The following is a 23,611-nucleotide window of genomic DNA, read 5'->3' as shown; positions in this document are numbered from 1 at the left end:
ATTGGGGATGTAGAGCGGGTGGCGACGAATACTGCTGATGCGACGAGGTGGCAGATTTCGCGAACCCCCCGGACGCCCGGTTATAATCGAACGCTCGCGGAACGACAGAGAACACTTCCAAAGCCCCAGCGCGAGGACTCGCGACTGCCCCTTTGAGTCCCGCCCGCACCGCACAGCGACCGCACCTCACGCCTCCCCAGCCTCGTCGCGGGCGCCGCCGGCGCCAGCGACTCCCTCGCGCGTGCGACTCGCGCCCTTCGGGCGCTCACCGGCACGCGCCACAGCCCCGCAGGTGTCCCTACGCCACCCGAACCGTCCGCGTCGCCGTGACAGGCAGCAGCGGGAGGTCCGGGAAGACGACCTCGACGACGAACTCCAGTTCGTCGGCGTCGGGCGTGCCGAACACGCCGACCGGGACCGTCGCCTCGCCGTCGAGGTACGTCGTCGTCGCGGTCATCTCCACGTCGTTGACGGTGACGCGGATCCCGGCGCGAGCGCTCCCCGAGACGGCGGTCACGGCGACCTCGCACATCTCGTTTTCCCCGACCGCGATGGCCTCGGGGAAGTCGCCCCAGTCGACGTCGATCCGGGGGCAGTCGCGCGCGGCGTCGACGATCCGCTCCGCGACGGAGTCGCTCATGCCGGCGTGTTCGAGTTCGCTCGCGCCGGCGTCGACCACGTCGGCGGGCGAGGTGAGACCGGCGTCCGCGAGGCGCTCGGCGCGGCCGGAGCCGACGCCCTCGATGGCGGTGAGCGCGACGGCCTCGCGGGAGACGCCGTGTTCGACGCGGGCCTCCACGCGGCGCGCGAGATTGGCGGCGCGGGGACCGGCGAAGCGGTCGAGGAACTCCGCGAGCGCGGCGAGCAGGCGGAGCGCGTTCTGCCGGATCACCCACGCGTCGGAGCGGAGGTCCGAGGGGATCGAGTCGGCCATCCCGGCGAGCAGGATGGCGAACACCTTCCGGTGGCCGTCCTCCAGGTCGGTGTCGCGGCCGTCGAGGATGCGGTCGATCGCGTCCGACTCGGCCGAGCGCGCCGAGACGGAGTCGAACTCGCCGGCCGACGCGACCGTCTCCAGCACGGAGTCGACCGTCAGGGTCTCGCGGTCGGCGAGGCGCCGGAAGCGGCGGGCGGTGTCGAGTCGGAGGTAGTACTTCGAGGCGAGCCGGCCCAGCCCGGTCGGCTCGATCGCGAGGTCGTCGTCGGCCGCGACGAACCCGTCGTCGACGAGCGATTCGAGCGTGTCGCGCACGCGGTCGCGGAGCGTCGGGAAGTCGTACGCGTCCGGCTCCGACCGCGCCCGGACGTAGTAGAAGGTGGTCTCCAACCACGCCATCACGTCCTCTAACCCCCGGATCGTCCCCATCGCGATCTCGGCGTTGAGATGGGATTCGAGGTCGGCCGCGAGCCGCGACTCGATCTCCTTGCCGTCGCGCAGCAGCTTCCGGTACTTGTCGGCGTCGGCGCGGTCGCAGACCACCCAGCCGTACCCCACGTCGTCGTACTCCGGGCGGCCGGCGCGCCCGAGCATCTGGAGCACGTCCAGCGGCGAGATGTCGGTCTCCCCCTCAAGCGGGTCGTGGTACTTCGTGTCGCGGATGACGACGCAGCGCGCGGGGAGGTTCACCCCCCACGCGAGCGTCGACGTCGAGAAGAGGAACTTGATCTTCCCCTGCTTGAACCACTCCTCGACGCGGTCGCGGTCGTCTTTCCCCAGTCCGGCGTGGTGGAAGCCGACGCCGTCGGTGACCGACTGGCGGAGCGTGTCGTTGGTCAGCTCCTTCGCCTCGTTGTGGAAGTCGTAGTCGTCCCGCGAGTCGATCGGGATGTCGCGCTCGGTGATCTCGTCGCGCGCCTTCTTGGCCGCCTGGACCGTGTCCTGTCGCGAGGAGACGAACACGAGCGCCTGCCCGTCCTCGCGGACGTGCGGCTCGGCCAGGTCGAGCGCGCGGTAGAGCCGGCGGTACTTGTCGGCGAACGCGTTCGACCCGTGCGAGTACGTCTTCACGCCGGTCTCGAGGTCGACCGGGCGGTACTCGTCGCCGAAGGCGTAGGTCGTCTCCGCGGGCGCGTCCAGCCACTCCGCGACGTCGTCGATGTTCGGCATCGTCGCCGAGAGCGCGACCACACGGGGGTCCTGGAGCCGGCGGAGCCGCGAGACGGTAACTTCGAGTACGGCACCGCGCTTCTCGGAGTCGAGCAGGTGGACCTCGTCGATGACGACGCAGTCCACGTCGGTGATGAACGAGTAGCGCGCGGAGTCGTGCTTCCGGGTCGCGCTGTCGGCCTTCTCGGGGGTCGTCACCAGCACGTCGGCGCGCTCGGCGCGGCGCGGGTTCAGGTCGCGCTCGCCGGAGACGACGTACACGGAGTAGCCCAGCTCCTCGAAGCGCTCCCACTCACTCTCCTTCTCGTTCGTGAGCGCGCGCAGCGGGGCGATAAAGAGGGCGGTGCCGCCCGCCGCGAGCGTCTTACAGATGGCGAGTTCGGCGAGCGCCGTCTTCCCGGAGGCCGTCGGCGCCGACGCGACCACGTTGTGGTCGGTCTCCAGAATGCCCGGGAGCGCCTCCCGTTGCATCCGGTTGAACTCGTCGAACCCGAAGGCGTCGGCGAACTCCGGCACCGCGTCCGCGACCTTCACGGCACACCACACCCGTGCGCGAGTCGTCGGGAACCGCGGCTGTGTCGCATCGGATCGAGAGGGGGGCTTCGAGGGCAAAGGCGTTTCTCATACGGGCGCGACGGATCGAGTCGGTCCCGAGGTCGCGTTCGCGGTCCCGGCCGGCGGTCGGAGCGTCGCCGCCGCGGACCCACATCGTTTAGGTGACCGCGGCCGACCGCACGGGTATGATCCCCTCGTCGCCGGTCGTGATCGGTCTCGCCGTCGCGGTCGCGCTGCTCGCGCTGTTCGTGCTCGTCCGCCGCCTCCGCGCTCCGTCCGCCGAGGCGCGCGAGTCGAAACGCGCCCACGAGGCGGCTCAGGAGCGCGACGCGCCCGTCGAGATCGGGGAGACCTACGAGTTCGGCGTGACGGAGCTGACCGACCACCACTCCGGCTCGGAGGTCGCCGTCGGGAAGGTCGAGGGGTTCGTCGTCTTCACCGAGGACATCCCCGGCGGACTCGAACCCGGCGACGTGATCCGCGCGAAGGTGCTCTCGTTTAACGAGGGGCGCACCTCCGCGGACGCGACGTTCGTCGGACGCGCATAGCCGAGCGACCGACCCGCCCGCCCTACTCGACTACCCCCTCGCCCAACGGACCACGTCCGCCCCGAACCGGAGGTTCATACGTGATGGCGACGAAGTGGCGTCGCAATGGCACAGGCCGGAACCCAGGACCTCACGGAGCGGTTCATTCAGTTCTATCGCAACTACTACCGCGAGGAGATCGGACAGCTCGCGCAGCGGTACCCCAACGAGCAGCGCTCGCTGTACGTCTCCTACGACGACCTCTTCCAGTTCGACCGCGACCTCGCCGAGGACTTCCTGAACAAGCCCGAGCAGATGCGCGAGTACGCCGAGGAGGCGCTGCGGCTCTACGACCTCCCCGCCGACGTCAGTCTCGGTCGCGCGCACGTCCGGATCGAAGATCTCCCCGAGAGCGTCGACATCCGCGGGATCCGCGTCCACGACGACCACATCGGCAAGCTCGTTTCTATTCAGGGCATCGTCCGGAAGGCGACCGACGTGCGCCCGAAGGTGACCGAGGCCGCCTTCGAGTGCCAGCGCTGCGGCACGATGACGTACATCCCGCAGTCCGACGGCGGCTTCCAGGAACCCCACGAGTGTCAGGGCTGCGAGCGACAGGGTCCGTTCCGCGTCAACTTCGACCAGTCCGAGTTCGTCGACTCCCAGAAGCTCCGCATCCAGGAGTCGCCAGAGGGGCTGCGCGGCGGCGAGACCCCCCAGTCGCTCGACGTCGACATCGTCGACGACATCACCGGCGAGGTGAGTCCCGGCGACCACGTCACCTGCGTCGGCGTCCTCCACATCGAGCAGGTCGAGCAGGGCAACGAGAAGTCCGCCATCTTCGACCTGTACATGGACGGCGTCTCCATCTCCATCGAGGACGAGGAGTTCGAGGACATGGACATCACCGAGGCGGACAAACGCGACATCATCGAGCTCTCCGAGCGCGACGACATCTACGAGGCGATGGTCGGCTCCATCGCGCCCGCCATCTACGGCTACGAGGAGGAGAAGCTCGCGATGATCCTCCAGCTGTTCTCCGGCGTCACCAAACACCTCCCCGACGGCTCGCGGATCCGCGGCGACCTCCACATGCTCCTGATCGGGGATCCGGGTACGGGAAAGTGTCAAAAATTCGATACTAGGATAACACTTGCCGACGGGACAGAACGGGCCATCGGAGAGATAGTTGAGTCAAGCCTCGAAGATCCGATAGAGGTCGACGACGGGGTATACGAGCCGGTGAATATCGGTGTTCAAACAGTAACGGAATCGGGAGGCGTCGAGACTGGGACCGCGACAAAAGTCTGGAAACGAGAAGCGCCGAATAGGATGTACCGAATTTCGATGGCATCGGGGCGCGAGGTGGAGGTAACACCGTCGCACCCGCTGTTCAAGCAGTTGAACAGAGGGTTGTCTCCCCGGCGGGCTGACCAGTTGACGGAAGGTGATCTCATTGCTGTCCCCGGAAACATCGATGCGGATTGGGATGATTCGCTTGACGTTTCGTTCCAGCGGGTCGAAGCCTACAACGCGAATTCGTTCACGCCGCCCACTCGAATCGATCCCGCTCTGGCACGACTCCTCGGTTATATCATCGCCGAGGGTCATACCTATCTCTCGGGATCGAGTGCCGCTACCGAGGTTACGAACGTCGACGAAGAGATACTGACAGACGTGGAAAACTGCTTCCGCGAGTTGGGCGTTCGGTGGTCCCGCCTAGAGAAATGGGATCACGAGACTGCCGAAATCGTCCGCTGTTCCTCGTTGGAGTTCGTCCGGTTCCTCAGAGAACTCGAACCGGCGATCCTCAAAAACTCGGAGGATCAACTCGTCCCCGATTGTCTCAAACGGGCGAGTCCGGAGAACAAGAAGCCGTTCCTACAGGCGTACGTTGACAGCGAGGGGACGGTCTCACCCAAAGAACGCGAGATCACGGTTTCCTCGATGAGCAGAGAACTGCTGACCGGAGTACAGACGTTACTCCTCGCGTTCGGGATCCAGAGCCATCTTCGGAGACGACACAACGACAGCTATCGACTGCGCATCAGTGGACGGGATTTCGTCAAATACGTCGACGAGATCGGGTTCGTCACCGATCGCAAAGCGACGGCCTCGAAAGCGTTCGACGACGTTCCAGAGAACACAAACACGGACGTAATTCCCGGACTGAGTGACGACCTCCGGCGGATCCGCGAGGCGCTCGCGCTGTCGCAGTTCGATATCGGGCTGCCGCGTCCGACGTATCAACACTACGAACGTGGCGACAGAAACCCGAGTAAATCGAGTCTGAGAGCCGTTGTCGACACGTTCGAAACTCGGTTGGACTGGCTTCGCGAGAAGCGCGGAGAGCTGCTGGACGGCGATTGGCAGGCAGTCGAGACACTGCGGGAGGAACTGAATATCTCTCAGAAGATGCTCTCGGAGGGTATGGACGTCTCTCAAACCGCGATCAGCTACTACGAGCGGAACGATGTCGCTCCCGACGGTGGACAGACCGCGGACGCAAAGGACGTGATTTTGGGTCGTCTCGATGAGGCCTTATCCGTCGTCCAAGATGTCTCCGAACTCGATCGTCTGTGTGCGAACGACGTTCACTGGGACCAGATCGAGTCGATCGAATCGGTCGATCCGGATTACGAGTGGGTCTACGATCTGGAGGTCGCAGACACGCATACGTATCTCGGAAACGGCGTCGTCTCGCATAACTCCCAGATGATCTCGTACGTCGAGAACATCGCACCGCGGTCCGTCTACACGTCCGGTAAAGGTAGCTCTGCGGCCGGCCTCACCGCTGCAGCCGTAAGAGACGACTTCGGCGACGGCCAGCAGTGGTCGCTCGAAGCCGGCGCGCTCGTCCTCGCGGACAAGGGGATAGCCGCGGTCGACGAGCTGGACAAGATGGACTGCGTCACCGGCGACACGCTGGTCTCGCTCGCGGACGGGCGCGTCGAGCGCATCGACGAGCTCGCGCGACAGGCCGCCGCGGACGGCGAAATCGAGGAACTCTCGAACGGCCGCCGCGTCCGCGACGTCGACCTCGACGTCTGGTCGATGGACGAGGACGGGAACCTCGTCGAGCGGCCGGTCTCCGCGGTCCACGAGTACGACGCGCCGTCGGCGCTGACCCGGGTGACGACGGCGACCGGGGAATCGCTGACCGCGACGGCCGATCACCCGTTCTTCGTCCTCGACGACGGGGAGCGCGTCGAGCGCGAGGCGGCCGCGCTCGACGACGGCGACTGGGTGTACGTCCCCCGAGAGATCCCGACGAAGGCGGCTGACGGCGGCGCGGCGGCCGCGAACGGCGGAACGGCGACCGTGAACGGCGGAGATCGGTCGGACGCTGCCCCCGTCGACGGCGACGGAATCGATGCGGCGATGGCGAGCGTTCTCGGATACCTCTCCGGGGACGGAAACGTCTACTACGACCGCGGCGAGGGCGTCTACGGTGTCCGGTTCACCAACGCCGATGAGGAGCTACTCGCCGACTTCGAGCGCGCGGCGCGCGAGGCGTTCGACGCGGAGCCGACCCGTCCGCCGAGCGAGAAGCGCGACGACGGCACCGAAACGGTCCGCGTCACCGGAAAGGAACACGCCGATGCCGTCCTCGACGCGGGGATGAACCTCGGCCGGTACGACGAGAAGTGCTTCCCGGCCCCCGTTTCGACCGGAAGCCGCGCGGCGAAGGCCGCGTTCGTCCGCGCGCTCGCCGACAGCGAGGGGCACGTCGACGAGTCGGCCGGCAACGTTCGGATAGCGTCTGCGAGCCGAGATCTGCTGGATGGCACGCGGAACCTCCTCTTAGGGTTCGGCGTGTCGAGCCAGCTCCAGCACCGCGAACGAGACGGCGGCCGCGACGTGTACTACCTCACGGTGACCGACGCGGAGTCGCTCGCGGCGTTACGGCGGTACGTCGGGTTCACGGCCACGCGGAAGGCCGAGGCGCTCGACCGCGTCGTCGATTCGGCCGACGGCAACCGCACGATCCTCGACGTTGTCCCCGAGATCGACAGCGTGCTCGCGCGGTGTCGCGAGTCGCTCCGACTTCACCAGCGCGAGTGCGAACTCGACGCGGTCACGTACCACGACTTCGAGAGCGGGACCGCAAACGTCTCGCTCCACCGCGCTCGGCGGGTGCTCGCGGCGTTCGAGGACAGACTCGAGACGGCCACCGAGGACCGGCGCCGACTCGACGAGGAACCGACGTGGGAGACGCTCGCGGATCTCCGAAGTCGGTACCACGTCTCGCAGTCCGAACTCGCGGGCGGAACCGCGTTGTCCCAACAGCGGATCTCCCGCGAGTGGGGCGACAGCGACGAGGTCCGCCGGACGGTGACCGATCGACTCCGGGAGATCCTCACCGAGGTTACGGAGACTGACCTCGACGACCTGCGAGAGTTCGTCCGCGGCGACGTGAAGTGGCGCCGCGTCGAGTCCGTCGAAACCGTTCCGCCGGAGTCGACCGAACACCGCGGCGAGGTGCTCCGACAGCGTCTCGCAGACGTTATCGAGGGACCGGGGGAGACGGCCGAAAAGCGCGCTCGCGAGCTTCTGGATCGCGGTCCGGTCGGCAAGACGCGGGCGGAGCTGTCGGCGGCAGTCGACGTGTACGGCATCAGTCAATCCGACGTGGCGTCTCGGCTCGATGTGACTCAGGCGACCGTGTCGCGGTGGCTGTCCGGCGCCGTCGAAACGGACCGGCTCGGGGATCTGGGCGAGGCCGTCGCGGAAGAGGTCGACGCCGTCAAGGCGGAACTGCGGTCGATACTGGCGCGGATCGAGGACGGACGGCAGCCGAAAGTGTACGACCTGACCGTCGAGGAGACGCACAACTTCGTCGCGAACGGGCTGGTCGTCCACAACTCCTCTGACCGCTCCGCGATGCACGAGGGGCTCGAACAACAGAATATCTCGGTCTCGAAGGCCGGGATCAACGCCACTCTCAAGGCGCGGTGTTCGCTGCTCGGCGCCGCGAACCCCAAGTACGGCCGGTTCGACCAGTACGAGCCGATCGGCGAACAGATCGACCTCGAACCCGCGCTCATCTCGCGGTTCGACCTCATCTTCACCGTGACGGACAGCCCCGACCCGGAACACGACTCCCGGCTGGCGCAACACATCATCAAGACGAACTACGCCGGCGAGCTCAACACCCAGCGCGAGGAGCTGGCGAGCTCGGAGTTCACGTCGGAACAGGTGGCCGAGGTGACCGAGGAGGTCGCGCCGGAGATCGACGCGGAGCTGCTCCGAAAGTACGTCGCCCACGCGAAGCGCTCCTGTTACCCGACGATGACGGAGGAGGCGAAGGAACTCATCGAGGAGTTCTACGTCGACCTCCGCTCGAAGGGCGCCGACGAGGACGCGCCGGTGCCGGTCACCGCCCGGAAGCTGGAGGCGATGGTTCGGCTCTCAGAGGCGAGCGCGCGGGTCCGGCTCTCGGACACCGTCGAGCGCGAGGACGCCGACCGCGCGACGGACATCGTCGAGTCGTGTCTCAAGGACATCGGCGTCGACCCGGAGACGGGGCAGTTCGACGCCGACGTAGTCGAGACGGGCACCTCGAAGAGCCAGCGCGACCGCATCAAGAACATCAAGGGCCTCATCGCTGACATCGAAGAGGAGTATCAGGAGGGCGCGCCCGTCGACGAGGTGCTCGATCGCGCCGGCGAGATCGGGATGGACCCGGGGAAGGCCGAACAGGAGATCGAGAAGCTCCGGACGAAAGGCGAGGTGTACGAACCCCAGCAGGGCCACCTGCGGACGACGTAGATGGACCGGATTTCCGCGATACGGAACGTCGAGGACGCGCTCCGCGAGTTCGAGAACGGCGAGACCGACCTCGCGGCCACCGAGCGGCGCGTCGCGGCCGTGCTTCGGACGTACGCCACCGAGTTCGACGGCGACGACGACGTGTTCCGGGCCGTCGGCGACGACCCCGTCGACGGGACCGTGGTCGTCGCGCCATCCGAGCCGGCCGCACGCGAGCGCGTCCTCGCGGTGAGTGACGGCGACACCGATCCGGACGACGGCGATCGGCCCGCATTCGAGGTCGAGCGGTTCTAACTTCTGATCGCTGGATCGAGAGAACGCGGCCGGAACGCGGTCGCTGAAGCCGGCTGAAACGTTCCGGTTCGGAACGAATAAATTCCAAAATCGACCAACGGCGGCCGTGTTGTTGGTCGTGACGTATTCGGCGGCCGCCCGAACCGGCCTCCGAAACCTGTGTCGCCGCCACGAATCGGTCGTCGCCCGCCGGTTCGGGCGGGCCGCGCTGCTCGACGAGACGGTGTACGCCGCGTTCCTCGCGCTGCGGCTGCGGGAATCACACGGCGGGGACGTCCAGATAGAACGCACCGAGCCGTTCAACGAGTTCGTCGCCGTCGACGAGCCGGTGCGGGAGGCCGCCGCGGCCTACGCGGATCGGTCCGCGAAGGCGACGCCGTACGCCGCCTTCGCCGCGGGGACGGAGCATCCGGACCCGGACGCCATGCGCGGCCGAGAGCTGTGACCGGAGCAGGGCCGACACCGTCGGAGCCGGACCGCGAAGACCGCGAAAACGAATCCGCCGGATCGGACGGGAAAAACGAGTCTGCCACCGTCGAAGCCCGTCCGAAGCCGAGCGCGGTACTCGGACGGGTACCCACCGATGCGGGACTCCGACGCCAGCTCGCGGCGGCCGCGCGCTCTCGGGGGCGGACCGCGGCGACCGCGGACGAGATCGACGAGATCGAAGCCGAACTCGCGGCGATAGAGGTCGAACCGGTCGACCTGACCGCGGCGCGGCGACGGGTCGCGGAGACGACCGGTGAGATCGAGCGGCTGAAAGAGCGGGTCGCCGCGCTCCGCGGCGACGCTCGGGCGCGCCGCGCGGTCGACGCCGACGCGGACGAGGCGCTCAACGACCTCGAGGCGGCGGCCGCGGAGCTATCGGCCGCACAGACCGAAGCGATCGCGGCCGAGCAGGCGCTCGAACGCGCGCGAGCCGAGGCGACCCGCGCCCGCGACGAGCGACGGCGACGGCTACGGCTCCGCGATCGGCTTCGGAACCGACGGCGCGAAGCCCGTCGCGAGCTCGCCGAGTCGATGTATCCGGAGTTCCGGCGGGCGCTCGCGGTCGTTCCGGCCGGCGACCCGAGCGCGGCCGGTGAGGGACCGGACGCGTACGACGGGGACCCGATAACGGCGTCGCTCGCGGCGGTCAGGATCGCGGCGCTCGACGCCCCGGTCGAACTGCGCGGCGACGCGGCGCGGGCGGTCGCCGCGTCCGAGCGGAGCGCGCGGTCGCTGCTCCGAACCAGGGACGTTCGTATGGGAGGAACGTTCGCTGCGTCAGGTGCGTCAGGAACGTCCAACGCGTCCGGCAGCGCCTGCGGCTCCGACGGAGCGGACGAACGCTGAACTCGGGCAGCGTCTTGGGCCGCCCCGACGCTTAAATACGATTCCGCGGGATCCGGCGCATGGAACTCGACTGGTCCGTCGACCGCGAGGGGGACGCGTCGCTCGTCGGATTCCGGGTGCGCAACGACGGGGCGGTCCCGCGACGGGTCCGGATCGAGAGTCGGCTGAAGGGTCCGGTTCTCCCGCCGCGGCGGGGCGGCGTCGCTGAGACCGGGTGGGACGCCGCGGGCGTGACGGCGGTTGTCGGCCCCGGCGAGCGCGAGACGTTCGGGTTCGCGGCGCTCGCGGACGCGGTCGAGCCGCCGGTTGAGATCGCGAGCGTCGAGTCCGTCGATCCGGGCGAGAAAGACACTCGTGCGGCGGACGAAACCGGATCCGACCTCGCGCGGGCGGCGGTACGGGACCTCGAAGCCCATCGCCCGCCGCGGCGAGCGGTCACGGGAGCGATCGACCCCGATGACCGCGGAGAAGCCGGGCGAGGCGCGGGAGAGACCGCCCGGAACGGAAACTCAGTCGATCGGAGAGGGGGCGAAGCCGGCGGCGGCGCAGAGGCGGTCGAGTCGACGGTCGGAAGCGACTCGGGCCGGGCGGCGACCGCGGAATCGACATCACGGACGGCGACGGCCGACGAGATAGACGCGTGGTTCGCGAGCGTCGAGACCCGGATCGATCGGGCGGAGCGGCTGACCGACGCCGACCTCGCGACGGCGACGGCGGTCGTCGAGGAGGCCGGCGGTCTCGACGCGGTCGACGGACTCGACGAGCGCGTCGCGGCCGACGCTGAGCGCCTGAAGGCGATCCGCGACCGCGCAGCGACGCTAGCGGAGCGCGCCGAGGAGAGCGAGGTGCCGACGGAGGCGCTGGAGGCGCTGGCGTGATCCTCGCGGTGGCCGGCGGGAAGGGCGGAGTCGGGAAGACGACGCTGGCGTACAACGTCGCCGCCGAACTCGACGGGGTCGTCGTCGACGCGGACCTCGGCATGGCGGACCTCCCGGACGGCCGCGGCCCGGACCTCCACGACGTGCTGGCCGGCACGGCCGATCCGATGGAGACGGTCCGCCCCGGGCCGGTGGACATCGTCCCGTGCGGGCGGACGCTGGCCGGCGCGCGCGCCGCGGACCTGACGCGACTGAAGGGAGCAGTCGCCGCGGTCGAGCGCGAGTTCGGGACCGTCGTCCTCGACTGTCCCGCGGGGCGCCGCGCCGACGCCGGCGTGCCGCTGGCGGTCGCGGACGCCTGCCTGCTCGTCGTCTCGCCGCGGGCGTTCGCGCTCGCCGACGCGATCCGGACCCGCGAACTGGCGCGCGAGCTCGACGCCGGGCTGGTCGGGTGCGCGGTCAACCGCGTGACCGAGCCGCCGCCGGTCGACCCGATCGGCGACGCGCTCGGCGCGCCGGTCGAGGTGGTCCCGGCCGATCCGCGCGTCGGGCGGTCCGTCGCTGCGGAGCGACCGGTCGCGGACGCCGCACCCGACAGCGAGGCCGCGGCGGCGGTCCGGGCGCTCGCGCGACGCGTCCCGGAGTGAGGAGGGATGAGGGCAAAGCGGGAGATACGCCGCGACACCGGGCCTTTTTACTCCGGCCGCCCCGTCGTCGAGAGCGATGATCAGCGTCGCGCTCCTCGTCGGCGTCGCCGTCGTCGCCGCGCTCGCGGTCTCGGTTGGACCGCTGTACGCGGCAGACCGCTTTCGGGACCTGCGGGAGCCGACGGAGGCGGAGCGCGAACAGATCGCGGCGCTGGCGGAGGCCGGCGGACTCGACGTCGACCGGATCGCGATCGAATCCGTCGACGGGGACGGCGCGAGCGGAGGCGGAGCGGTCGGCGACGACGACTCGGCCGTCGGTCCCGCAGAGGTGGGCGTTCGGGGGCCGCCCCGCCGACGGGTGCTGTTCCTCACCGAGGACGTGCTGACGGACCTCGACGAGAACGTCGTAGTCGGGCTGTTCGCGGCGGAGGCCGGTCGGGTGACGACGTACTACGCCGAGTTCCGCGCCGTCGCCGTCGGGGGCGTGCTGGCGCTGCTGACAGCGGTCGTCACGACGCTCGTCCCGTTCGGGTCCGGCTTCGCCGCCGTCGTCGCCGTCGGACTCGTCTCCTTCTGGGCCGGCCGTCGGGTCCAGTACGCGGCGGACGCCCGCGCCGCGGACGCCGTCGGCGCCGACCGCGTCGCGGACGCGTTCGAGCGCGTCGCGGAGCGCCGCGGGATCGAGCCGGAGACCGGCGACTGGTCGACGTGGTTCGAGGTCCAACCGCCGCTCGGCGACCGGATCGCGCGGCTCCGCGAACGATCGACCGAATCGGAGTAGCGGGCGGAAACGGTCCGAGTCGGGTCCGCGCCTCAGTTCCGCGACCGCCGGGCGACGGCGGACTCGGGGCCGACGCGCACGTCGTAGCCCGCAACGGTGAGCGAGACGTCGATGTCGTCGCCGGACCCGCCGGAGACGAGCGCGTCGGGGTCGACGTGCTCGTACAGCACGGCGCCATCCTCGTGTAGGTCACCGGGATCGACGCCGGCGAGGTCGGCGATCGCTTCGACGACGGCGAGGCTGGGACTCGGTCCGTCGCCGCCGTGGGGGACGCGAGTCGTCTCGGGTACCGAATCGGAATCGTTCGGTTCGGTCGGGACGCTGCGCATATCCTCCCTCTCAGTGAATCGGCATATAACTCAGACGTTCAATATATCAGAAACGATGTTGGCGTGGCGTCTCGGTCCCGGAACCGTTACCAACCAGCCGCACGCGTGTAAGGACAACTCGAATGCGACTCCCGGAACGACAGCTCGCGGTCCTCGAGGCCGCGAGCGCGACGGACGAACGAACGGTGGCGGAGATAGCCGCGGAGACCGACCTGAAGCCGGAGACGGTCGCGGGCGCGGCCTTCGACCTGGCGGAGGAGGGCCTCGTCGAGGTCGGGTCGGTGACCGACGAGACGCTCGAACTCACCGACGAGGGACGGGCCTACGTCGAGGCGGGGCTGCCCGAGACGCGGCTCTACCGGGCCGGTCTCGACGCCGGCGCCGACGCCGAGCCGGTCTCGATGGGCGCGGTCATCGGCGGGGCCGACCTGGACGGACCCGAGGTCGACATCGCCTTGGCGAACTTCGCGCGGAAGGGATTCGGGAGCGTCGACGACGGCGAACTTTCGGTCGACCCCGATGCCGACCCCGACGCCGATCCGGAGGCGACGGCGCTCGCGGCACTCGCGGACGCCGACGGTGAGAGTCGCAGCGCGGCTGATATCGCCGTCGACGACGCGGTGATCGACCGGCTCGACTCGCGCGGACTGATCGCGGTCGCGGAGTCGGTCACCCGGACGGTGACGCTCACCGACGACGGCGTCGACGCGCTGATGACGGGCGTCGAAGCGACCGAGACGGTGGGCGCGCTCACGCCCGAGCTGCTCGCCAGCGGCGAGTGGCGCGACGCGGAGTTCGCCGAGTACAACGTCGAGGCCGAGGCGGAGACGGCCCGCGGCGGCCGCAAGCACGTGCTCCGTCGGACCGCCGACCGCGTGAAGGACGTGCTCGTCGGCATGGGCTTTTCGGAGATGGAGGGTCCCCACGCCGACGCCGACTTCTGGATCAACGACTGCCTGTTCATGCCGCAGGACCACCCGGCGCGGACCCACTGGGACCGGTTCGCGCTCGACGTGGACCCGATGGAGGAGATTCCCGACGAGCTGATGACCCGCGTCGAATCGGCCCACCGCGACGGCTGGGGCGAGGACGGCGACGGCTACCACTCGCCGTGGTCCGAGGAGTTCGCCCGCGAGGTCGCGCTGCGGGGGCACACCACGTCGCTGTCGATGCGCTACCTCTCCGGGGTCGCGGGCGCGGAGCTTGAGCCGCCGCAGCGCTACTTCTCGGTCGAGAAGGTGTACCGCAACGACACGCTCGACCCGACGCACCTGCTCGAGTTCTTCCAGATCGAGGGGTGGGTGATGGCCGAGGACCTGTCGGTCCGCGACCTGATGGGGACCTTCGAGGAGTTCTACCGCCAGTTCGGGATCACGGACATCCGGTTCAAGCCGCACTACAACCCCTACACCGAGCCGTCCTTCGAGCTGTTCGGCGAGCACCCGGAGACGGGCGAGGAGATCGAGATCGGCAACTCCGGCGTCTTCCGCGAGGAGGTCACCGGCCCGCTCGGCGTCGACTGCGACGTGATGGCGTGGGGGCTCGCCTTGGAGCGACTGGCGATGCTGACGACGGGCGCGGAGGACATCCGCGACCTCCACGGGACGCTCGCCGACATCGACTTCCTGCGGAACGCGGAGGTGAGCTACTGATGCCCGTCGTCGACGTCGACCCCGACGAACTCCGCGAGCTGACCGGCCACGAGGAGAAAGAGGACGAGGAACTCAAGGCGGACCTGTTCGGTCTCGGCCTGGAGTTCGAGGGCGAGACCGACGACGGCGAGTTCCAGTTCGAGTTCGCGCCCGACCGACTCGACCGGCTCTCCGTCGAGGGGGTCGCCCGATCGCTGCGCTACCACTACGGCGACGCGCGCGGCGTCTACGTCCCGAACACGAACGATCCGGAGTGGACCATCGAGGTCGACGAGTCGGTCCCGGACGAGCGCCCGTACGTCACCGGCGCCGTGGTCCGCGGCCTCGACCTCGACGAGGGGGCGCTGGAGTCGCTGATCCAGCTCCAAGAGAAGCTCCACGCGACGATGGGCCGCGGCCGCGCGAAGGGCGCCATCGGAGTCCACGACCTCGCGATGGTGAAGGGCGCGCCGCTCCAGGAGGGCGCGGAGCCGTCGATCACCTACCGCGGCGTCGACCCCGACGGGGACACGTTCGTCCCGCTCGACGCCAACGACGAGCTGACTCCCGCCGAGGTCTTGGAGAAACACGACACGGGGACGACCTACGCCGACCTTGTCGCGGATCTGGACCGCTACCCGGCGATCTACGACGATCTCGGCCTGTTCTCGTTCCCGCCCGTCATCAACGGGAAGCGCACCGAGGTGACGACCGGCTCCCGCGAGCTGTTCGTCGAGCTGACCGGCACCGACCAGTGGACGATCGACCGGATGTGTACGATTATCTGTTACGCGCTGTCGGCCCGCGGCGCGACGATCGAGGCGGTCGAGGTGAACTACGCCGACGGCGCGACACATCCGAGCGAGTACGGTCCCGAACTCGTCCGTCCGAACCTCGACGTCGACGAGAAGACCGTCTCGCACGACCGGATCGAGACGCTGCTCGGCGTCGACTTCGAGCCGGAGGAGGTCGTCGACTGCTTCGAGCGCGCCGGGCTGGACGCTTCCTACACGCTCGGCGAGGACGTGAGCTACGAGGTCGAGATTCCGCCGTACCGCGTCGACGTGCTCCACCCGCTCGACCTCGTCGACGACGTGGGGCGCGCCTACGGCTTCGACAACTTGGAGCCGCGCTACCCCGACGTGGGCACCGTCGGCGGGCGCCACGAGCGCTCGCGGCTGGAGGACGCGGTCCGGACGAGCCTCGTCGGGCTGGGCTTCGAGGACCTGCTGAACTTCCACATGACGAGTGGGACTGAGAACTACGACCGGATGCGGATCGAGCCGGGCACCGGCGGCGCCGCGGTCGCCGACGCGGACGAGCCGAACGCGAGCGCCGGCGTCTTCGGCGGGGGCGACCCGATCGCGATCACGGAGCCGTACAGCGAGGAGTACACCCAACTCCGGACGTGGGCGCTCCCGTCGCTCGTGATGCTGTTGGAGCGGAACACCCACAACGCCTACCCGCAGGACGTCGCCGAGGTCGGCTTCGTCGCCGAGCGCGACGCCGACGCGGACACGGGCGTCGCCGAATCGCGGCACGTCGCCGGTGCGGTCGCCCGCCGCGACGCCTCCTACGAGGCCGCGAAAGGGCGGCTCCAGGCGATCTGTGACGACTTCGACGCCGACCTGGCGACGCCGCGGACCGAACACCCCTCGTTCATCGAGGGGCGCGCCGCCGACGTCGTCGTCGACGGCGAGCGCGTCGGCGTGATCGGCGAGCTCCACCCCGCGGTGCTCGTCGAACACGACCTCGAAGTGCCGGTCGCCGCCTTCGAGTTCGACCTCGACGCCCTGCGGTAACGGACGTCGAGCGAGCGGCGGCGTCCAGCGCGGCGGTCGGCGGGCCGAGCGGGGGCGGCGTCAGCAGTCGACGGGACCGCCGGCGGCGGCGCTCTCGGCGAGCGCGTCGATGACCCGCATGTTCGCGATCGCCGCTTCGCCGTCGGTTAGGGGAGCGTGTCCGTCGGCGACGCGGTCCGCGAAGTGCTCGACCTGAAGCCGGTACTGGTCGACGGCGGGGAACGTCTCGACGCCGCGTCGGCCGTCGATCTCGTACGCCAGCTCCACCGCCTCGTCGGTCGGCGCGTCGAACGCCCGCTCGACCTCGACCCAGCCGTTCGTCGCCTCGATCCGGTAGCGCTGGACGAGCTGCGTGTCGAACCCGGCGGCGACCCGCGCCGACCGGCCGTCGTCGTAGGCCAGCACGCCCGCGAACTCGGTGTCGACGCCGGCGTCCCGGGTGTCGCCGGCGTGGGCGTACGCCCGGTCGGGGGTCCCGAGCACCGTCCGGGCCAGCGAGACGGGGTAGCAGCCGACGTCCATCAGCGACCCGCCGGCGAGATCTGGGTCGAGGCGCACGTCGTTCGGGCGGTCGTACAGCGGGAAGCGGAACGTCGCCGTCACCGTACGAACGTCGTCGAGTTCGCTCGCCGCGAGCGCGAGGGCGCGCTCGGTGCGCGGGTGATACCGGTACATGAACCCCTCCATCAGCGTGACGCCCCGCTCGTCGCAGTGGTCGACAACCTCCCGCGCCTCGTCGGCGTCCGCAGCCAACGGCTTCTCACAGAGGACGTCCAACCCGGCGTCCGCGGCGCGTTTGGTCCACTCCGCGTGGCGGCCGTTGGGGAGCGGGACGTACACCGCGTCGAGCGCGTCGTCTCCGAGCAGCGCCTCGTAGGAGCCGTAGCTGCGGGGGATCGAGTTCTCGGTCGCGAACGACTCCGCGCGGTCGGCGTCCCGGGACGCCACCGCGCCGACCGCGTGGTCGCTCGCGGCGATCGCGGGGATCACCGCCTTGCGGGCGATGCCCGCGGTGCCGAGGACGCCGAATTCGAGTCGGTCCGAGTTGGTCGCCGGAGTACTCATAAACTGGGCGACGCGCCCCCCGGTCAAGTGGTTTGTGTCCGGCAGGTGGCGTCGGTCGATTCCGGCCGCTGGGTCGCCGGCCCCCGCCGAACCGGTCGCCCGGTTCTTCGGCTCGGACACCGGGAATTATAGTTCGGTCGGCCGATCCGAGCGTATGGCACTCGCGGCTCCAGACCTCTCGGGTTCGACGGCGTTCATCACGGGAACGACTCGCGGTATCGGCAAGCAGATCGCGCTCGCGCTGGCCGACCAGGGCTGTAACGTCGTCTCGACGGGGAAGACGACGGACGACGACGACTCCGAGCTGGAGGGATCGATCGAGCAGACGGCCCGCGAGGTGCGCGACCGCGGGGTGGAGGCGCTCGCGCTCGAACTCGACCTCCGCGACGAGGATCGCGTCGAGGCGGTCGCCGAGGAGGCGATCGATCGTTTCGGCGAGGTCGACATCGTGGTCAACAACGCGAGCGCGATCCAGCTGGCGAACGTCGCCGACCTGCCCGCCGACCGGTTCGACCTCCTGACCGACGTGAACGTCCGCGGCAGCCACCTCGTCGCGCACGCGTTCGCCAACCACCTCGCGGAACAGGACGGGGCGTGGCTGCTGTCGAACTCGCCGCCGGTCGTGACCGACCGCTCGCCCGGGAAGGCGCCGTACGCGTGGTCGAAGCTCGGCATGTCGTTCATCACGCTCTCGCTCGCCGAGGAGCTGGCGGGCGACGACGTCGGCTGTAACACGTTCTGGCCGGTGACGACGATCGACACGCGTGCGACCCGTTACTTCGGACTCGGGACCGAAGACGACTGGCGCACCCCGGAGGTCGTCTCCGACGCGGTCCTCGAGATCCTCTCGCGCGACCCGGCCGAGTGTACGGGCAACAGCTTCTACGACGAGGAGCTGCTCCGCGAGGCGGGCGTCGCCGACTTCTCGGCGTACAACCTCACCGAGGGCGATCCGGCGCCGATGTCGGCGCGGCTGTTCGACCCGGAGTTCGAGCGCGAGGCCTGATCGAGTCGATCGAGCGGCCCGGCAGCGGCGCGTTCCGTTCGCGGCGGCGTGGCCGCGTTCAAGTGGCCGCGGACCGAAACGAAGCCGTGACGAACGACTCCTCTCTCGACGACGGAACCGAGGCACCGACCGTCTCGTGTGCGCGCTGCGACCGCGAGTGGGATCTCGACCGCGAACTCGACGAACTCCAGGCGGGGGGACACGCGAGAGAGCAGTTCGCGCTCGACCACGAGCGTCACACGGGCCACTACCCGGACGACGTGACGCCGTGGGTCGTTCGGTGTCGACGCTGCCCGGACGGCGAGCGGTTCCTCTCGGAGCGCCCCGCGCGGCGCTGGGCGCGGACCCACGCGCGACACACGCGCCACACCGTCGATATCGAGGCGCCGAGGGGCGACGACGACGTGGTCTCCGCGTCCGACGAGTGACCGCGAGCGGACGGACCCTTCACGAGTATCGTCTCTGGTAGCGTTGCGAGAAGAGAGATCCCGCGCGAGCCACGGAGAAGACCCAGATGGACAGGATTCGCGTCTTCGTGAAATGGCTCGAGAGCATCGACGCCGTCGTCGGCGAGCTCCACACGATGGTGCGGTCGCCCGTGTTGCGAGACGGGCAGAACGTCCGCGACGTGATGCTCGACTCCGATCGTGCTGAAGAGATTCTCGATCCCTCTCGAAGAGGTTGTGGAGCAAACGGACTTCGATACCAATGAAGCGTGACCTCAAACCGCGGTCGATAACAGCGCTCGTAACGGGCATAGCGATTATCCTGGCATTCGGCCTCGTATTCGTGTTGCCCGAGCGATTGTATTCGCCACCGTGGGGTATGCTCCCGCCTGAAATAGCGATACTCTTCCAGATTAAGGTATTTATCACGACACTCAATTTCCTCCTCCTCCTCACTCTCACGGCTATTTACATCACCCTCTATCGTGATCTGCCGAACAAGTACACGCGGAGTCTCCTTCTGCTTAGCCTCACGCTTTTGCTCTATGCATTTACGTCGAACCCTGTCGTACAGGTGGTGTTTGGGTTCAGTCCTCGTCCGGATATCGGCGTGTTTGGCTTCCTTCCGGACTTGTTCATCGGGATTGCGATCGTGGTATTGTTATACCAGAGTCAAACCTGATCTGTAGACCGGATCGCCGATAGATCACTCCTCGAAGAGCGTCGGATCAAATGGCGTCGCGTGCTCCCAGTAGTCCGAAAACGTCTCTGCGGCCCAGTCGCGAACCGCCGAGTCGTCGGTGTGGATCGCCGCGCGGAGGATCCCACCCTCGTCGCGAACGAGGAGGTACACCGTGTTGTCGGCGATCGTGACTGAAAGCGGTACGTTCCCGTCGGCGACTCGAATCGCTGCGTCGTCGTGGTCGGCGAGCGCTCGCACCTGCGCCCAAAGCTGATCCTCGGCTGCGAGGGCCTCGAGCGTGCTTGACGAGAGCACGGCCTCGAATGTTTGGTGGCCCGCGGTGACGCCACTATGGGCTGTCGCGAGGCTCTGCTCGTTTAGTGTATGCGAGACCGCACGCACGGTCCTCGCACCGTCCATTCCCTCAAGAACGCGCTGAAGGGGGGCGCTTGGTCGAGTCCGACTCGGTACTGTGACCGTCGCGTCGGCGAGATGACGGAGGTCGAATCCGAATTCTGCTGTGGGAAGATACGCGACCACATCACGGAGTTTGCCCTCAGTCTCCAGTACGGCGACGAGGTCGTCGATCCCGTCTGCCACCAGCTCTCCCGTAGCGGTTGCGACGTGTTTCCCTCCCTCTCGCGTGACCCACGACCGCTCAGCGAAGTCTTCGAGGATGCGACCGAGCGTCGCCTGTGACGCCCCGGTCGTCGCCGCGAGTTCTCCTCGAGTATGGGGCCGGGTCGCCAGCAGCCGGAGTACCTCAACGCGGTTACTCGAGCGCGCGAGAAACTCGATCTCTTCGAGCGGCGCCTCCATACAAGCTTCTATCACCTCGCGGATAAACCGGCTTCGCTCCCCGCGTGGGTTTCACGTCATGAAATGCTGTCACTATGGGCGGACGTTTCTCAACACCGAATATTTTCTGAGTTTCGTTATATGTCTGGGAGACTTTCGTTGAATTGTGACTGATATGCTGCCTCCAATTGTCCGCTCGCGTGACAGCAAGACTGAGGTGTTACGGTAACGTGTTCACTCGACGGTCTGCTTTGCTGTTTGTCGTCTCTGCGCTGTTGTTCGGCGGGACGTTCGTTGCGGCGAAGACCGGCCTCGCACACCTGCCACCGCTGTTCTTCGTCGCCGTTCGATTCGATATCGGGGCCGTCGTCCTCGTCGTGTTCGCGATGACGCACCTCTCGCGTGCGGAACTCCGTCCGCGGACCGTCGGCGACATCGCCGGAATACTCGCGACCGGCGGGCTGGTGATCGGACTGACGAACGCGCTGCTATTCGTCGGCCAACAGTACGTGACGAGCGGAGTGGCAGCCGTCATCTTCAGCCTGAATCCGATCTTGACACCGGTGTTTGCCGGCCTCCTGCTTACGAATAGTCGACTCTCCCGCCGCGCTGTCGTCGGGATGGGGGTTGGACTGCTCGGTGTCATCCTTGTGGCGAATCCGTCGCCGTCGGCGATACTCGGTGGTGGGTTGGGTGTCCCGCTCCTCTTTGCGGCCGCGGTGACGAGTGCGTTCGGTGCGGTGGCGATTCGCCGTGCCGATGCGACGTTGTCGAGTACCGCCCGCACCGTCTGGGGGGTTCCGCTGGCTGCTATCCTCTCGCACGTCCTCAGTGTCGGCGCTGGTGAGTCTGTGGCCTCGCTCTCGGTGCCGCCTGTCGCGGTCGCCGCATTACTGTACGTTGGTGTGTTTTCGGGCGCCATCGCGTACCTCGCGTACTTTGCGTTACTCGACGAGACCGATGCGACCCGAGCGAACCTGTTGTTCTACTTCGTTCCGATCGTATCCGCAGTGGGCGGATGGGCAGTGCTCGGAGAGACCCTCTCCGTGCTGTCGCTCGCAGGATTCGGTGTGATTTTCGTTGGCTTCCTGCTTGTCAGTGGTCTCTCTGTTCGGGTGTCGACGATCATCCGCTCGGTGGCCCCGAAACGGTTCGTCGAGGATAGATCCGCTTGACCGGTTTCTCTCATCGATGGCAACAGCTACACGAAGACGACGTCGGCGCGAGTACCCCGACACTCCCGCCGGGGTCGTCCGGTACGGGGTCGACCAGTTGACCGGCGATTCGACGGACTCGAACGATTAACGGCCTGCGAAGCGTCCGTTCAGGCATGGCTACCGAAGAAGGCGCAGAAACGACCTCCCCGCTTGACAACGTGATGGAGGACACCCGGCGGGAACTGGTTCGGCGGGTCGCGGCGGACGACCGCGATGCGAACCGAGACATCTACGACGCTCTCGAAGACGAATCGCGAAAGCGGTTCGAAGCACCTTTCGTCGTTGGCGGCGACCTCCGCGTGGATGAGTCGCTCCCGGACGGCCGGCCGCTTTGTGTTGTTGTGTGCAGTTTGGGGGACGGCGTTCATGGCGACGGACGTCGGTCTCGTGGACCTCCCCGCGGTCCCGTTCGCCGCCGTGCGCTTTGACGTCGCTGCCGGACTGCTGTTCGCCGCCGTGCTCGTCGCCGGCGTGGACATCCGCCCCCGGACTCGGGATGACTACGTCTACGTGCTCGTCGGTGGCGCGCTCATCATCGGCGCCCATCACGCGTTTCTCTTCGCCGGCCAGCAGTACGTCACGGGCGGCGTCGCCGCGGTGCTGTTGGGTCTCGTCCCGGTGGTGACCCCCGCGCTCACGCGGCTCGTCGCCACCGACGAGGAGTTCACCGCCGCCACCGCGCTCGGCGTCTCCCTTGGGTTCGTCGGCGTTGTCATCATCGCCAACCCCGACCCGGCAAACCTCGCGGACAGCGTCTTCGGTGTCGCGCTCGTGCTCGCCGCCGCGCTCGCGTTCGCCGTCGCCGCGGTCGTCACCCACAGCCGCTCGCCGTCGATGCCGTTCCTCTCCACGCAGGCGTGGATGATGGCCGTCGGCGCGGTCGTCCTTCACGCCGCCGTGCTCGTCCTCCCTGGCCAGTCGTTCGCGACCGCCACGTGGACGCCGTCCGCGCTCGGCGCACTCGCGTACCTCTCCGCGGTCGCCGGCGTCGGCGGCTTCCTGCTGTACTTCACGCTCCTCGAGGATCTCGGTCCCATCGAGGTGAGCTTCATCGAGTACGTGATTCCCGTGTTCGCGGCGCTGGCGGGCTGGCTCGTGCTCGGGCAGGAAGTGACGCCCGCAACTGTCGTCGGATTCGTGTTCATCCTCGCGGGGTTCGTCGCCGCGAAGTGGCGGGCGCTACGTGGGACTTAGTTGGTCTCGATGATTTCGACGTCGAACGTCAGCGTCTCCCCGGCGAGCGGCGGGTTGAAATCCGCGCGGATGACGTCCTCGTCGACGTGGATGATTTCGCCTTGGCTGCCGTCTTGGGCCTCGAGATAGGCTCCCTCCTCGGGGAGCTGTCCACCGAGCATCTCTCGGAGCTCATCAGTCTCAAACTCCTCAATATTCTCCTCGCTGGGCTGCCCGTAGGCCTTCTCCGGCGGGATGGTCAGCGTCTCTGTCTCGCCAGCTTCCAATCCGAGTAGCCCTTCCTCCATCCCCTCGATCACTTGTCCGCCACCGATTTCGACCGTCAGCGGTGTATACTCGCGGTCGGGCTGCGCTTCGGCGAGGCCGGCTTCCTCGGCGACTGACTCCTTGGAGGTGTCGAACACGGTCCCATCGTCTAGTTTGCCAGTGTACTCAAGCGTCACAGAATCGCCAGTAGCTATCGACATACGAACACGAGACGTGCCACACGGAAAGGCTGTGGCATCTGTGGACAGCAGGTACCCCACGCAAATCGAGAACCAGCG

General features: G+C 68.1%; 22 protein-coding genes. 16 read left to right on the top strand and 6 right to left on the bottom strand.

Going from position 1 to position 23,611, the window contains the following annotated elements; translation table 11 throughout:
* Window positions 1-298 precede the first annotated feature (298 nt).
* Window positions 299-2,641, bottom strand: coding sequence for a DEAD/DEAH box helicase (locus J2744_RS04895; RefSeq protein WP_209545268.1), 2,343 nt, complete (start codon window positions 2,639-2,641; stop codon window positions 299-301).
* A 206-nt stretch (window positions 2,642-2,847) separates the two neighbouring features.
* Here J2744_RS04895 and J2744_RS04890 point away from each other — a divergent pair, with 206 nt between their 5' ends.
* The 8 genes from J2744_RS04890 to J2744_RS04855 all read left to right on the top strand — a co-directional run bounded on the left by J2744_RS04890 (window position 2,848) and on the right by J2744_RS04855 (window position 12,896).
* A complete protein-coding gene (locus J2744_RS04890) occupies window positions 2,848-3,210 on the top strand; it encodes a TRAM domain-containing protein (RefSeq protein WP_209545266.1) in 363 nt (120 codons plus the stop codon).
* 105 nt (window positions 3,211-3,315) lie between these two features.
* Window positions 3,316-8,961 carry an LAGLIDADG family homing endonuclease gene (locus tag J2744_RS04885; protein WP_209545264.1) on the top strand — a complete coding sequence of 1,882 codons (5,646 nt, stop codon included), beginning with the start codon at window positions 3,316-3,318 and terminating at the stop codon, window positions 8,959-8,961.
* Window positions 8,962-9,255 (top strand): DUF7854 family protein, encoded by a 294-nt coding sequence (locus J2744_RS04880; protein ID WP_209545262.1) that lies wholly within the window; start codon window positions 8,962-8,964, stop codon window positions 9,253-9,255.
* A 106-nt stretch (window positions 9,256-9,361) separates the two neighbouring features.
* Window positions 9,362-9,700 (top strand): DUF7855 family protein, encoded by a 339-nt coding sequence (locus J2744_RS04875; RefSeq protein WP_209545260.1) that lies wholly within the window; start codon window positions 9,362-9,364, stop codon window positions 9,698-9,700.
* A complete protein-coding gene (locus tag J2744_RS04870; protein ID WP_209545258.1) occupies window positions 9,697-10,590 on the top strand; it encodes a DUF7856 family protein in 894 nt (297 codons plus the stop codon). Before J2744_RS04875 ends, J2744_RS04870 begins: the two co-directional genes overlap by 4 nt.
* A gap of 59 nt (window positions 10,591-10,649) precedes the next feature.
* Entirely contained in the window at window positions 10,650-11,468 is an 819-nt protein-coding gene (locus J2744_RS04865) for a DUF7857 domain-containing protein (RefSeq protein WP_209545256.1), read from the top strand.
* A complete protein-coding gene (locus J2744_RS04860) occupies window positions 11,465-12,115 on the top strand; it encodes a nucleotide-binding protein (protein ID WP_209545254.1) in 651 nt (216 codons plus the stop codon). The genes J2744_RS04865 and J2744_RS04860 overlap by 4 nt, the downstream gene beginning before the upstream one ends.
* Before the next feature lie 76 nt (window positions 12,116-12,191).
* Window positions 12,192-12,896, top strand: a complete 705-nt coding sequence (locus J2744_RS04855; RefSeq protein WP_209545252.1) for a peptidase — start codon at window positions 12,192-12,194, stop codon at window positions 12,894-12,896.
* 32 nt (window positions 12,897-12,928) lie between these two features.
* On the opposite strand, the gene J2744_RS04850 is transcribed toward J2744_RS04855, so the two are convergent.
* A complete protein-coding gene (locus J2744_RS04850) occupies window positions 12,929-13,225 on the bottom strand; it encodes a HalOD1 output domain-containing protein (protein WP_209545250.1) in 297 nt (98 codons plus the stop codon).
* 122 nt (window positions 13,226-13,347) lie between these two features.
* Between J2744_RS04850 and pheS the strand changes: the two genes are divergently transcribed.
* Both pheS and pheT read left to right on the top strand, forming a co-directional pair.
* Complete coding sequence (gene pheS / locus J2744_RS04845; protein WP_209545248.1) at window positions 13,348-14,877, top strand: phenylalanine--tRNA ligase subunit alpha; 1,530 nt, start codon at window positions 13,348-13,350, stop codon at window positions 14,875-14,877.
* Window positions 14,877-16,658: a phenylalanine--tRNA ligase subunit beta gene (gene pheT / locus J2744_RS04840; protein WP_209545246.1), complete on the top strand. Its 1,782-nt coding sequence runs from the start codon at window positions 14,877-14,879 to the stop codon at window positions 16,656-16,658. The genes pheS and pheT overlap by 1 nt, the downstream gene beginning before the upstream one ends.
* A gap of 60 nt (window positions 16,659-16,718) precedes the next feature.
* Here pheT and J2744_RS04835 read toward each other — a convergent pair whose 3' ends face one another.
* Window positions 16,719-17,723, bottom strand: a complete 1,005-nt coding sequence (locus tag J2744_RS04835; protein ID WP_209545244.1) for a Gfo/Idh/MocA family protein — start codon at window positions 17,721-17,723, stop codon at window positions 16,719-16,721.
* A 154-nt stretch (window positions 17,724-17,877) separates the two neighbouring features.
* Between J2744_RS04835 and J2744_RS04830 the strand changes: the two genes are divergently transcribed.
* From J2744_RS04830 to J2744_RS15300, 4 genes are all read left to right on the top strand, one after another.
* Window positions 17,878-18,729 (top strand): SDR family oxidoreductase, encoded by an 852-nt coding sequence (locus J2744_RS04830; protein ID WP_209545242.1) that lies wholly within the window; start codon window positions 17,878-17,880, stop codon window positions 18,727-18,729.
* A gap of 86 nt (window positions 18,730-18,815) precedes the next feature.
* Window positions 18,816-19,157, top strand: a complete 342-nt coding sequence (locus tag J2744_RS04825; RefSeq protein ID WP_209545240.1) for a hypothetical protein — start codon at window positions 18,816-18,818, stop codon at window positions 19,155-19,157.
* A gap of 86 nt (window positions 19,158-19,243) precedes the next feature.
* The gene (locus J2744_RS04820) at window positions 19,244-19,441 is read left to right on the top strand and encodes a hypothetical protein (RefSeq protein ID WP_245203197.1); all 198 of its coding nucleotides are present in this window, start codon (window positions 19,244-19,246) and stop codon (window positions 19,439-19,441) included.
* On the top strand, window positions 19,438-19,857 hold the full coding sequence (locus J2744_RS15300; RefSeq protein WP_245203196.1) for a hypothetical protein: 420 nt from the start codon (window positions 19,438-19,440) through the stop codon (window positions 19,855-19,857). Before J2744_RS04820 ends, J2744_RS15300 begins: the two co-directional genes overlap by 4 nt.
* A 24-nt stretch (window positions 19,858-19,881) precedes the next feature.
* On the opposite strand, the gene J2744_RS04810 is transcribed toward J2744_RS15300, so the two are convergent.
* Window positions 19,882-20,676, bottom strand: coding sequence for a helix-turn-helix transcriptional regulator (locus tag J2744_RS04810; RefSeq protein ID WP_209545238.1), 795 nt, complete (start codon window positions 20,674-20,676; stop codon window positions 19,882-19,884).
* Between the two features lie 209 nt (window positions 20,677-20,885).
* On the opposite strand from J2744_RS04810, the gene J2744_RS04805 reads away from it, so the two are divergent.
* On the top strand, window positions 20,886-21,830 hold the full coding sequence (locus J2744_RS04805) for a DMT family transporter (protein WP_209545236.1): 945 nt from the start codon (window positions 20,886-20,888) through the stop codon (window positions 21,828-21,830).
* Window positions 21,831-21,979: 149 nt separating this feature from the next.
* Here the strand turns inward: J2744_RS04805 and J2744_RS04800 are convergent, their stop codons facing one another.
* Window positions 21,980-22,240 carry a hypothetical protein gene (locus J2744_RS04800; RefSeq protein WP_209545720.1) on the bottom strand — a complete coding sequence of 87 codons (261 nt, stop codon included), beginning with the start codon at window positions 22,238-22,240 and terminating at the stop codon, window positions 21,980-21,982.
* Between J2744_RS04800 and J2744_RS04795 the strand changes: the two genes are divergently transcribed.
* On the top strand, window positions 22,176-23,066 hold the full coding sequence (locus tag J2744_RS04795; protein ID WP_209545234.1) for a DMT family transporter: 891 nt from the start codon (window positions 22,176-22,178) through the stop codon (window positions 23,064-23,066). The two genes, J2744_RS04800 and J2744_RS04795, sit on opposite strands and share 65 nt — an antisense overlap.
* Here J2744_RS04795 and J2744_RS04790 read toward each other — a convergent pair.
* Window positions 23,063-23,509 (bottom strand): FKBP-type peptidyl-prolyl cis-trans isomerase, encoded by a 447-nt coding sequence (locus J2744_RS04790; protein WP_321169791.1) that lies wholly within the window; start codon window positions 23,507-23,509, stop codon window positions 23,063-23,065. The two genes, J2744_RS04795 and J2744_RS04790, sit on opposite strands and share 4 nt — an antisense overlap.
* Window positions 23,510-23,611 lie beyond the last annotated feature (102 nt).

Source organism: Halorubrum trapanicum (genome assembly GCF_017873555.1).
In the GTDB taxonomy this organism is placed as follows: domain Archaea; phylum Halobacteriota; class Halobacteria; order Halobacteriales; family Haloferacaceae; genus Halorubrum; species Halorubrum trapanicum.
This window is presented reverse-complemented; position numbering and strand designations above follow the sequence as displayed.

Coding starts and splice junctions, on each gene's coding strand:
- J2744_RS04890 (WP_209545266.1), top strand. CDS start 2,848: ATGATCCCCTCGTCGCCGGTCGTGATCGGTCTCGCCGTCGCGGTCGCG.
- J2744_RS04885 (WP_209545264.1), top strand. CDS start 3,316: ATGGCACAGGCCGGAACCCAGGACCTCACGGAGCGGTTCATTCAGTTC.
- J2744_RS04880 (WP_209545262.1), top strand. CDS start 8,962: ATGGACCGGATTTCCGCGATACGGAACGTCGAGGACGCGCTCCGCGAG.
- J2744_RS04865 (WP_209545256.1), top strand. CDS start 10,650: ATGGAACTCGACTGGTCCGTCGACCGCGAGGGGGACGCGTCGCTCGTC.
- J2744_RS04855 (WP_209545252.1), top strand. CDS start 12,192: ATGATCAGCGTCGCGCTCCTCGTCGGCGTCGCCGTCGTCGCCGCGCTC.
- J2744_RS04850 (WP_209545250.1), bottom strand. CDS start 13,225: ATGCGCAGCGTCCCGACCGAACCGAACGATTCCGATTCGGTACCCGAG.
- pheS (WP_209545248.1), top strand. CDS start 13,348: ATGCGACTCCCGGAACGACAGCTCGCGGTCCTCGAGGCCGCGAGCGCG.
- pheT (WP_209545246.1), top strand. CDS start 14,877: ATGCCCGTCGTCGACGTCGACCCCGACGAACTCCGCGAGCTGACCGGC.
- J2744_RS04835 (WP_209545244.1), bottom strand. CDS start 17,723: ATGAGTACTCCGGCGACCAACTCGGACCGACTCGAATTCGGCGTCCTC.
- J2744_RS04830 (WP_209545242.1), top strand. CDS start 17,878: ATGGCACTCGCGGCTCCAGACCTCTCGGGTTCGACGGCGTTCATCACG.
- J2744_RS04820 (WP_245203197.1), top strand. CDS start 19,244: ATGGACAGGATTCGCGTCTTCGTGAAATGGCTCGAGAGCATCGACGCC.
- J2744_RS15300 (WP_245203196.1), top strand. CDS start 19,438: ATGAAGCGTGACCTCAAACCGCGGTCGATAACAGCGCTCGTAACGGGC.
- J2744_RS04810 (WP_209545238.1), bottom strand. CDS start 20,676: ATGGAGGCGCCGCTCGAAGAGATCGAGTTTCTCGCGCGCTCGAGTAAC.
- J2744_RS04795 (WP_209545234.1), top strand. CDS start 22,176: ATGAGTCGCTCCCGGACGGCCGGCCGCTTTGTGTTGTTGTGTGCAGTT.
- J2744_RS04800 (WP_209545720.1), bottom strand. CDS start 22,240: ATGAACGCCGTCCCCCAAACTGCACACAACAACACAAAGCGGCCGGCC.